This is a genomic window from Vulcanococcus sp. DEBay_Sum22DG08_74 (genome assembly GCF_017852955.1).
Classification (GTDB): Bacteria; Cyanobacteriota; Cyanobacteriia; order PCC-6307; family Cyanobiaceae; genus Vulcanococcus.
Window position 1 is genome coordinate 1 of sequence record NZ_JAFMKL010000061.1, and the last position, 10092, is coordinate 10092.

General features: G+C 65.5%; 11 protein-coding genes. 5 read left to right on the plus strand and 6 right to left on the minus strand.

Annotation, left to right across the window (positions count from 1 at the left end):
* Positions 1-11: 11 nt before the first annotated feature.
* From QZ184_RS07695 to QZ184_RS07715, 5 genes are read right to left on the minus strand one after another with little or no spacing between them, the layout of a single operon-like run.
* Complete coding sequence (locus QZ184_RS07695; RefSeq protein ID WP_296418891.1) at positions 12-1292, minus strand: SufS family cysteine desulfurase; 1281 nt, start codon at positions 1290-1292, stop codon at positions 12-14.
* Positions 1289-2527, minus strand: coding sequence for a Fe-S cluster assembly protein SufD (sufD, locus tag QZ184_RS07700; RefSeq protein ID WP_296418894.1), 1239 nt, complete (start codon positions 2525-2527; stop codon positions 1289-1291). The genes QZ184_RS07695 and sufD overlap by 4 nt, the downstream gene beginning before the upstream one ends.
* Positions 2527-3324, minus strand: coding sequence for a Fe-S cluster assembly ATPase SufC (sufC, locus tag QZ184_RS07705; protein ID WP_029625992.1), 798 nt, complete (start codon positions 3322-3324; stop codon positions 2527-2529). Before sufC ends, sufD begins: the two co-directional genes overlap by 1 nt.
* A 59-nt stretch (positions 3325-3383) precedes the next feature.
* Positions 3384-4826, minus strand: coding sequence for a Fe-S cluster assembly protein SufB (gene sufB, locus QZ184_RS07710; protein WP_010313045.1), 1443 nt, complete (start codon positions 4824-4826; stop codon positions 3384-3386).
* Positions 4827-4835: 9 nt separating this feature from the next.
* Positions 4836-5189: a ferredoxin-thioredoxin reductase catalytic domain-containing protein gene (locus QZ184_RS07715; protein WP_010313046.1), complete on the minus strand. Its 354-nt coding sequence runs from the start codon at positions 5187-5189 to the stop codon at positions 4836-4838.
* Between the two features lie 243 nt (positions 5190-5432).
* Here QZ184_RS07715 and sufR point away from each other — a divergent pair, with 243 nt between their 5' ends.
* A complete protein-coding gene (gene sufR, locus QZ184_RS07720) occupies positions 5433-6068 on the plus strand; it encodes an iron-sulfur cluster biosynthesis transcriptional regulator SufR (RefSeq protein ID WP_296416306.1) in 636 nt (211 codons plus the stop codon).
* The gene (locus tag QZ184_RS07725; protein WP_296416307.1) at positions 6062-6412 is read left to right on the plus strand and encodes a hypothetical protein; all 351 of its coding nucleotides are present in this window, start codon (positions 6062-6064) and stop codon (positions 6410-6412) included. The genes sufR and QZ184_RS07725 overlap by 7 nt, the downstream gene beginning before the upstream one ends.
* Here QZ184_RS07725 and QZ184_RS07730 read toward each other — a convergent pair.
* Complete coding sequence (locus tag QZ184_RS07730) at positions 6393-7262, minus strand: DMT family transporter (protein WP_296416309.1); 870 nt, start codon at positions 7260-7262, stop codon at positions 6393-6395. The genes QZ184_RS07725 and QZ184_RS07730 overlap by 20 nt on opposite strands.
* A 53-nt stretch (positions 7263-7315) precedes the next feature.
* Here QZ184_RS07730 and QZ184_RS07735 point away from each other — a divergent pair, with 53 nt between their 5' ends.
* The 3 genes from QZ184_RS07735 to QZ184_RS07745 all read left to right on the plus strand — a co-directional run bounded on the left by QZ184_RS07735 (position 7316) and on the right by QZ184_RS07745 (position 10012).
* Positions 7316-7930 carry a phycobiliprotein lyase gene (locus QZ184_RS07735; protein ID WP_247479525.1) on the plus strand — a complete coding sequence of 205 codons (615 nt, stop codon included), beginning with the start codon at positions 7316-7318 and terminating at the stop codon, positions 7928-7930.
* A gap of 105 nt (positions 7931-8035) precedes the next feature.
* Entirely contained in the window at positions 8036-8794 is a 759-nt protein-coding gene (locus QZ184_RS07740; RefSeq protein ID WP_296416841.1) for a phycobilisome rod-core linker polypeptide, read from the plus strand.
* Positions 8795-8947: 153 nt separating this feature from the next.
* Positions 8948-10012, plus strand: coding sequence for a DUF4912 domain-containing protein (locus QZ184_RS07745; RefSeq protein WP_296418897.1), 1065 nt, complete (start codon positions 8948-8950; stop codon positions 10010-10012).
* The last annotated feature ends 80 nt before the right edge of the window (positions 10013-10092 follow it).

Below are 10092 nucleotides of genomic sequence, written 5' to 3' on the forward strand. Positions count from 1 at the left end.
CTCAGCCCCGCCTAGCTGTGCTCGCGCAGGAAGCTGATGGTTCCCTGCAGTTCCTCCGCGAAGCGATCGATCTCCTCGATCGTCGTGGTGAAGCTCAGGCTGGCCCGCGCTGAGGCACTGAGGCCGTAGTGGCGATGCAGGGGCTGGGTGCAGTGGTGGCCGCTGCGGATGCAGATGCCAGCGGAATCCAGCAGGGCAGCGATGTCGTTGGCGTGGACACCCTCGACATGGAAGGCCGCCAGGGCCGCCCGATCCGGCTGCTGCTCCGGCGTGGGGCCCAGGACTGTCAGGCCATCGATGCCCTGCAGGCGCTCAAACAGATGGGCCGTGAGCTGCTGCTCCCAGGCATGGATGCGATCGAGACCCAGGGCCTGGAGGTAGTCCAGGGCCGCGCCCATGCCGATCGCCTCACCGATGGCGGGGGTGCCGGCCTCAAATTTGTGGGGTAGCCCAGCCCAGCTGCTGTGGTCCAGGTAGACGTCCTGGATCATCTCGCCGCCGCCGAGGAAGGGAGGCATGGCCTCCAGCAGGGCCTCCCTGCCCCAGAGGAATCCCATCCCCGTGGGACCGCAGAGCTTGTGGGAGCTGCCCACCAAAAAGTCGGCGTCCAGCTCCTTGACGTTGACCGGCAGGTGGGGAAGGCTCTGGCAGGCATCCACCAGCACCAGGGCACCGGCGGCATGGGCCAGGGCCGCCACCTGGCTGATCGGATTGAGGCAGCCCAGGGTGTTGCTGACCTGCACCAGGCTCACCAGCCGCGTGCGGTCGCTGATCTTGCTGCGCAGGTCCTCCAGGTCGAGCTCACCGCTCTCGCTCAGGCCGGCATGGCGCAGCACGCAGCCGGTGCGATCCGCCAGCAGTTGCCAGGGCACCAGGTTGCTGTGGTGCTCCATCACCGTCAGCAGCACCTCATCGCCCGGGCGCAGGTTGGCTTCACCCCAACTGCGGGCGACCAGGTTGATCGCCTCACTGGCGTTGCGGGTGAAGACGATTTCGTTGGGACTGGAGGCGCCGATGAAGGCCGCAGCCTTGGCCCGAGCCCCCTCAAAGCCCTCGGTGGCGCGGGCGCTGAGCTGGTGCGCGCCCCGGTGAACGTTGGCGTTGTCGTGGTCGTAGTAGTGCCGCAGGGCATCCAGGACCTGATGGGGCTTCTGGCTGGTGGCGGCGTGATCGAGATAAATCAACGGCTGCCCCAAGCAGGCCGTCTGGGCCAGCAGGGGGAAGTCCTGCCGCGTCTGGGCGGCCAAATCAACAGCAGGAACGCTCATCAGGCTGGAGGAGGAGCTGCTCATGCCGATTCCAGCTCCAGCTGATCCAGGGGGCACCACTGGCGCGCGGGCTCCGGCAGGGCGCGCAGGACCTCTTCGCAGAAGGCGCGCTTCAGCAGGCCGGCGGCCTGCTCCGCGCCAATACCGCGGCTCTGGAGATAGAAGAGCTCATCGGTTTGCAGGCTGCTGACCGTGGCGCCATGGGCGCACTTGACGTCATCCGCGACGATCTCCAGTTCGGGTTTGGTGTCGATCCGGGCCCGGTCTGAGAGCAGCAGGTTGCGGCTCAACTGCGCCGCGTTGGTCTGCTGGGCTTCCCGGGGCACGCGCACAGCGCCGTTGAAGACGCTGCGGCCCTGGCCGGCGGCCACCGCCTTGTGGACCTGATCGAGCTCCCCTTCGGGGCCAGAGAACTGGACAAAGCTGTGGGTGTCAGCAATCTGCTGACCGCCCACCAACTGCAGACCGCGCAGGAGCGAGTGGGCCTGGCCCTGCACCTGCACCAACCGCGGCTCGTGCCGCGCTAGTCCCCAACCCGCAGCCACGTTGCTGAGGGCAGCCTGGCTTTCCGGCTCTTGCTCAACGGCGATGTGACTGAAGAGGGCGGCATCGCTTTGGCCAAAGGCCACCAGGCCATGGCGCAGCTGGGCGCTGCGGGCCAGGTGGGCCTCGATCACCAGGCTGACCAGACCCGCGGCCCGGGCCTCGATCAGCTGGGAGAGATCCAGCTGGGCCTTCTCCTCCAGCACCAGCAGGATCCGCAGGGGAAGCATGCCCCCGGCGCTAGCGCTGACCAGCTCCAGGGCCGCCGAGGCTCGGCTCTTGACCCGAAGGGCCAGGACCTGCGTGGCGCTGGCCTGATTGAGTTCCACCGGCCAGTGCTGCTGACAAGCCGTGGCCGCCAGGGTGTGGCCCAACCCTTGGGCCAGTTCCGCCTCGCTGAGGACCTCAAGCCCTGCGGGCAGGGTCACCCCCGCCAGGGGATCGCTTTGGCCATCGAGCTGCAAGCGCAGCACGGACCCGCCAGCGGCGAGGGTGGGCTGGGCAGGCTGAGCCGCCGCCAAGGGCAGCGCCTGCAGCAGGCTCAGGTCGGTGAAGCGCCAATCCTCACTGCGCGAGGAGGGAACACCCTGCTGGGCCAGGGCAGCGCGACCGCGCTGCTGCACAGCCGCCAGGGCACCCGAGGCGGCAGGGAGCTGGGAGAGCCATTGCTCCAGCCAAGCTGCCCGTTGGGTGGGGGCGCTGAGGCTGGCGGTCATCAGGCCACCTCCGCGGCAGCCAAGGCGGCCAGCTCCTGGTCCACCCAGTCGTAGCCGCGCTCTTCAAGCTCCAGGGCCAGTTCTTTGCCGCCGGTGCGCAGCATCCGCCCGGCCGCCATCACGTGGACATAGTCCGGGGTGATGGCGTCGAGCAAGCGCTGGTAGTGGGTGATCAGCAGGGTCGCGTTGTCGGGGCTCGCCAACTGATTGACGCCGCCAGCCACGATCCGCAGGGCGTCGATGTCCAGGCCGGAATCCGTCTCATCGAGGATCGCCACCAGGGGATCCAGCAGGGCCATCTGGAGGATCTCGTTGCGCTTTTTCTCGCCGCCGCTGAAGCCTTCGTTCACCGAGCGATCAAGGAAGGCGGGATCCATCTGGACCACCTGCAGACGCTCACGAACGAGGTCTTCAAACGCGAAGGTGTCGAGCTCCTCCTCACCCTTCTGGGCGCGGCGCGCGTTGGTGGCCACCCGCAGGAACTCCAGGTTGCTCACCCCCGGAATTTCCACCGGGTACTGGAAGCCCAGGAACACGCCCGTGCGGGCCCGTTGCTCGGGATCCAGTTCCAGCAGGTTCTCGCCGCGGTAGGTCACGCTGCCGCCGGTGACGGTGTAGGCGGGATGACCAGCCAGGACCTTGGAGAGGGTGCTCTTACCGCTGCCATTGCGGCCCATCACCGCATGGATCTCGCCGGCACGGATGGTCAGGTTGACGCCCTTGAGGATCTCCTTGTCCTCGACTCGAGCGTGGAGATCCCGGATCTCAAGCAGCACTGGAGCGTCAGGGCGAATCACGGGGAAGGGAGACGAAAGGGAAACAAAGGGCCCGCATCGGGCCGGGGTCAGCGGTGGGCTTAGCCGACTGAGCCCTCAAGCTTCAGGGCCAGCAACTTGTCCGCCTCGGCGGCGAACTCCATCGGCAGCTGGTTGAAGACATCGCGGCAGAAGCCGCTGACCATCATCGAGACGGCCTCTTCAAAACCGATGCCGCGGCTCTGCAGATAGAAGAGCTGATCTTCTGAGATACGGCAGGTGCTGGCCTCGTGCTCAACAGCGGCCTGGGGCTGCTGGGAGCGGATATAGGGATAGGTGTTGGCGGCGGCTTGATCGCCAATCAACATCGAGTCGCACTGGCTGTAGTTCTTGGCGCCGGTGGCTTTCGGTCCGATCTGGACCAGACCGCGGTAGCTGTTGGACGAGCGCCCAGCGCTGATGCCCTTGCTGACGATCGTCGAGCGGGTGCGCGGGCCCACGTGGATCATCTTTGTGCCGGTGTCGGCCTGCTGCATGTTGTTGGTCAGGGCCACCGAGTAGAACTCGCCCACCGAATCGGCGCCCTGCAGCACGCAACTGGGGTACTTCCAGGTGATCGCTGAACCGGTTTCCACCTGGGTCCAGCTGATCTTGCTGCGGGCACCACGGCACTGACCGCGCTTGGTCACGAAGTTGTAGATGCCGCCCACACCGTTCTCATCACCGGCGTACCAGTTCTGAACGGTCGAGTACTTGATCGAGGCGTCATCAAGCACCACCAGTTCCACCACTGCCGCATGCAGTTGGTTGGTGTCGAACATCGGGGCGGTGCAACCCTCGAGGTAGCTCACGGAGGCACCCTCTTCCGCAACGATCAAGGTGCGCTCGAACTGCCCGGTGTCTCCCGAGTTGATCCGGAAATAGGTCGACAGCTCCATCGGGCATTCGACGCCCTTGGGAATGAAGACGAAGGAGCCGTCACTGAAGACAGCTGAATTCAGCGCCGCGAAATAGTTGTCGTTGCTCGGGACCACCGTCCCCAGATAGCGCTCGATGAGCTCGGGGTATTCCTTGACGGCCTCGCTGATCGAGCAGAAGACGACACCGTGCTCAGCCAGCTTTTCCTTGTAGGTCGTGGCGATCGAGACACTGTCGAAGACGGCGTCAACAGCGACGTTGGACAGCCGTTTTTGCTCGCTTAGGGGGATTCCAAGCTTGTCAAAGGTTTCCAGCAGCTTCGGATCCACCTCATCGAGGCTGGTCTTCTTCTCTTGCTGCTTGGGAGCGGCGTAATAAACGACGTCTTGGTAGTCGATGGGCGGGTAGCCCAAAGCGGCCCAGTCCGGTTCCTCCATCTGGAGCCACTGGCGATAGGCCCGCAGGCGAAAGTCCAGCAGGAAAGACGGCTCGTCCTTCTTGCTGGAAATCAGACGCACCACGTCCTCGCTGAGGCCCTTGGCGATCTTCTCGGTTTCGATGTCAGTGACGAAGCCGTACTTGTACGGCTGGCTGACTAAATCACCAACGGCCTGAGCGTTACTCATGGGTGAGCCTCAACCGCCCGTATGGGCTTTGACGTCTTCCATCGAGATGGTCTGGTTCTCACCGCGGAAGGGATTGTCCTCGGTCAAAAACAGCATGCAGTGGCATTCCTTGCGCTCACGCATCGGCACGCAAGGGCAGTTCCAGAAGGCCTGCGCCACTTCGGCCTCCTTGTCTTCGTAGTGGCGGCAGGGGCACAGAGCGCCGCCCAGCTCGTCCTTGTGACGGGCCAGACCCTCGAGCACGACAGCCGTCACGCTGGGATCGCTGCAGAAATAGGTCCCCGTGCGCTGGGCGTAGGTCTCCGCAAACTTGCGGATCACCTCAAGGCTGTCGCTGGCTGACGGGGAGGGGGCTGCAGACATGAGCGCAGAGACAAAGCTGGTACGGACGTGCCGGGCGAGGACTGGCGCCCAGCGGGGCTGACAGCTCGTCCATCAACAACTTACGAAACGCCAGGGTTTCGTAAGTGAACGATAGAGGCCTGAACCGTCAGCAGTGAGTGGTCATTGTTGCGCGTTGCCGGTGCCAATCGGGGGGAGGGGCCTCTCGGCTCACTCGTCAGCGCCCGTTTAGCCGTGGCATGGTGTGGATGACCGCTTTCCAACATGAGCGTCTCCGCCCAGTCACCGACACGCGAAGCCGCTCTCAGCCTGATGTTGCGGCAGGGGGAGCTCACGGCTGCCCAGCTCGCCGAGGCGCTTCAGGTGTCGGTCCAAGTCATGCGGCGCCATCTGCGCTCCTTAGAAGACGAGGGTTTGGTGGAAGCCAGTCCCACCAGCGAGGGCCAAGGTCGGCCCAGCAACCGCTGGCGCCTGACCAGCAATGGACGCGGACACTTCCCCAACGGCAGCGAACATTTCGCCCTGGGCCTCCTGAGCTCGATGACCGCCAACCTGCCCAGCGGGATGGTCGAGGAGCTGCTCGAGCGGCAGGCCAGCGACAAGGCCGAGGACTACCGCAGACACATCGGCGCCGGCACGGTCCTGGAACGGCTGGAGCGCTTGGTGGAGCTGCGGCGGCGCGAGGGTTACGTCGCCGAGTTCCACGCCGAACCAGGCCAGGACAGCTGGGTGCTGAGCGAGTTCCACTGCTCGGTTCAGTCCATCGCCCAGCAATTCCCCTGCGTCTGCGATCAGGAACTGGAGCTGATCAGACAGACCTTCCCTGACTGCCAAGTGGATCGGGTCCACTGGCTGCTCGAGGGCAACCAGGCCTGCGGTTTCCGGCTGACGCCGTGCTGAGCGAAGCGGACCTCAGCGAACTCGAGAGCACGCTGCTCCCGGCCTTCGAGCGCCATCACCTGCGCCTGCTGGCCCATAGCCTGCGCTGCCTGCAACAGGCGGCCGCCCAAGGGGAAGACCTACCGGAGGGGGCCCGTCTGAGCGCCTGGGCCGAGCAGCAACCCAACCTGGCGGTGGACCCGACCTTTATTCCCGTTCTGGTGGAGCAATTGGGCAAGGCCTCAGCCCAGCTGGCCAGCATCGGCAACGACCTCGGAAAACCCGCGCTGCAGCTGGAGATCGCCGACCTGGTGCGCTGGGGACAACGGCAGGCCGATGCGCGGCTTAAGCCACCACACAACTGACCCCAGCCAGGCCCATCAGGGCCGCCAGGGCGCCTCGCCAGCCGGGGCGGTCCCCCTCCAGGGAGGCCAAGGGGAGCGCCATCACCGGAGCGGTCGCCAGGAGTGACACCGCCAGCGCCCCCGGCAACTGCTGCAGGGCGGTTTGCTGCAGGGCAATCCCGGCGCTGGTCCCCAGCAAGGTGGCGAGGATCCCCAGGGGCCAACGCCGCCGCTGCGGGAGCGGCCCCTGACGTCGCTGCAGCAGAGACGGCAGCAGCGGCAGCAGGACGAGAGTTGCCGCCAAGAGGCGCAGCGCGGCCGCCTGCAGCGGATCGATCGCACCGGAGCGCAGGGCCGCCCTGGCCAAGACGGCTCCGCCACTGCCGCAGGCCAAGGCCCCCAGGGCCAGCGCAACCCCCAGGCCCCAGTCCCGCGAGCGAGGCGCCCCGGCATCACGGCCTGCCACCAGAGCCAGGGCCGCTGTGATCAGGGCAATCCCCAGCCATTGCAGAAGACTGGGGCTCTCGGCCAGGGCCGCCATTCCCAAGAGCGCCGTCACCGCGGGACCGCCCGCATCCAGGGTCAGGGTGCGCCGGGTTCCGATGCGGCGCAGGGCGGCAAAGAAGAGGCTGTCGCCAATGGCAATGCCGAGAACCCCACTGGCGACCAGCAGCCAGAAGGCCCAGGGATCGCTCCATCGGGAGCCAACGCCGGACGCGCCCAAAAGCGGCAGCAGCAACAGCAGCGCCAGAGCGTTCTTAAGCAGATTGAGCTGGCTGGCGCTGAGGGCCGTTGGCAAGCGCCGCCAAAGACTGCTGGCAAGGGTCCAACACAGGGCTCCCGCCAAGGCCGCCAGGACTCCGCTGAGCACGGCTGCAGGAGACGACTACGGCTTGCGATCATCGCTGCATCTGCTGCAGCGCCGTGACCCTTGCGATTGAGGATGCCCTCAGCTTTTTCCAGCTGAGCTGCGGCCGCTGGCGCTCCCAGCGCAGCGTCCATCACCTGCTGCACCGCCGCGCCGAAGCCGGAGGCTCGCTGATCGTGGTGGAGGAACTGGAGCGCACGGACCAGCGCCTGGCCGAGATCGCCGCACTCCACGGCCAGGATCCGGCTGGCCTGGTGGGGGGCTGTTGGGTGCGCTGGAGCGCCTCGATGGCCTGGGACAAAGCCGGTGAGGACCACACCGGCGAAAGCGTGATCGGCCTGATCCCAACCGACGAGCGCGGCCGCTCTGGACTGCTGTTGCGGGATCTGGGCTACGCGGAAAAAGCCCCCGCCAGCTCTCTGTTCTCGATGGATGAGCGGGACGGACTGCTGCTGAGCACGGAGTACGAAACGATGAACGTCTGGGAGCGGTTTGCCTTCGCCGGCCCCAACGTCCGCGTGCGCAGCAGCACGGTCGAGGGGCTCTCCAACAACGCCTCGTTCTGCATCGAAACCCGCTGCGAGGTCAGCGGCAGTGAGCAACCCAGCGCCAAGCCCCAAAGCGCCGAAAGCACCAGTGCGGAGCCGGCCTTGTCGCTGCTGGGCTGGTGAAACGAATCGGTGTGGAACGTTACGGACTGTGAGCCCTGAAAGGGACGGCGGAGTTGAGCCCGGAACACACTTCTACGATCGTCCCCGACGGATGCCGAAGTTCGAGTGGCCCTTCCTCTTCTGAAGTACGCGCCCACCACGCAGAACTCGCGTGTTGACGCCCTGCGTGTGGGCTCGGATGAGGATCCGAAAGCCGTATCCATGGACAAGGCCATGGACCGCGAAGACCAGAACTTCGTGATCGAAGCGGCTTACCGCCAAATCTTCTTCCACGCCTTCAAGGTGGACCGTGACCTCACCCTGGAAAGCCAGGTGCGGAACGGCCAGATCACGGTGCGCGATTTCATCCGCTCCCTGTGCCTCTCGGACACCTTCAACCGCAGCTTCTACACGCTGAACAGCAACTACAAGGTGGCTCGCCACCTCGTCGAAAAGCTGCTGGGTCGCCAAACCCACGGCAAGGCTGAAGAGATCGCCTGGTCCGCTGTGCTGATGACCCGCGGCGTCAAGGGCATGGTCGACGACATCCTCGACAGTGAGGAGTACCTGAACGCCTTCGGTTACGACACCGTTCCCTACCACCGCAACCGCGTGGTCGGCAGCCGTGACCTGGGCGAGACCCCCTTCAACATCACCAGCCCCCGTTACGACGCCTACTACCGCGGCATCCTCGGGTTCCCCCAAATCGTTTACACCGGCACCGCCCGCAAGCTGCCCGAGCGCTCCCTGCAGCGCCGCGGTGGCTTCCCTCAGGACTACATGCCCTGGGTGCGCACCCTGCCTGCCCTGCGCGGTGCCAACGCCAGCGGCAGTGCCGACATCGATTACCTCTCGAAAGTCCCCTACCGCAGCCTCGGCCGCTGATCCACGGGCCAGGACTTCTCAAGCGGCGGTTCATCCGCCGCTTTTTTTGTGTTTCCACACCGGAGGCAGTCACGGGATCCTGACCACGACTGCCGATTGCACAAGGGATCGGGGAAAGTAAGTCCATTGATCCCGAAAGGAATCGGAAGCGCTGTGACCCAAGCCCTGACCTCATTGGCCCGCATGACCTTGCGCCAGCTGCGCCAGGTGGCCAGTGAACTGGGCGTGACGCTCTACAGCCGCAAAACCAAGGCTGAACTGGTTGATGCCATCGGCGAGCGCCAGGCCGACATCAGCAGCGTCGAGCAAGAACACAGCCCTCCGCCCAAAACCATCGACATCACGCGCGTCGTCTTTCTGCCGCGTGATCCCCAGTGGGCCTATGTCTTCTGGGAAATCTCTGAAAGCGATCGCCAGCAGGCCTTCAAGGATGGAGCCAGCCAGCTCTGCCTGCGGGTCGCCGATGTCACTGGGGTGAGCGATGGAGGCGTGCACCCGCACACCCTGCAGGAAGTGCCCGTCGATAGCCACGCCACCGAGTGGTACCTCCCCGTGCCGCTGAGTGATCGCGACTACCGGGTCGAACTTGGCTACCGCGTCAACGCTGGTGGCTGGATCTCCCTGGCCTATTCGTCGATCGCGCGGGTGCCTGCGCTCCACCCCAGCGAACAAATCCTCGATCAGTTCGTTCCCTTCAGCCTCGAGGCCCCGCTCGGCCAGGTGGATGCCGCTGGGATCGCCAGCCAACCCGCCACCACTCCAGACAACGGTCTGCACGAGCGGCTCTACCAAACCGCCACCAGCTTTGGACGGACGATGGGACGGGGCTCGGAGGCCTTCCATGAACTCGAGGGCGCCAGTGGCTCAGGCCTCAACGCCTCCGGCGCCGGCCTCTGGGCCAGCGGCCGCAATGAATCCGGCAGTGGCGTGGTCGGTCAACGCAAGCGCGCCTTCTGGTTGGTCGCCGATGCCGAGCTGATCGTCTACGGAGCCACCGATCCTTCCGCCCGCCTGAGCATTGGAGGGGAGGAGGTTCCCCTCTCCAGCGATGGCACCTTCCGGGTTCAAGTTCCCTTCCGCGATGGCGAGCAGGTCTATGCCATCGAGGCGATTGCGGCGGATGGCGAGCAGAAGCGCAATATCACCTTGAATTTCGATCGCAGCACACCAGAGGACAACAGCAACCCCAGCGACCAAGCTGTGGCCGAGTGGTTCTGAGCACAGGTCCGCAATGAAAGCCGTCGTTGCCTTCACCCCGCTGGCGGGAGCCGTGCTGTTCCCCATCGCCGTTCCCCTGC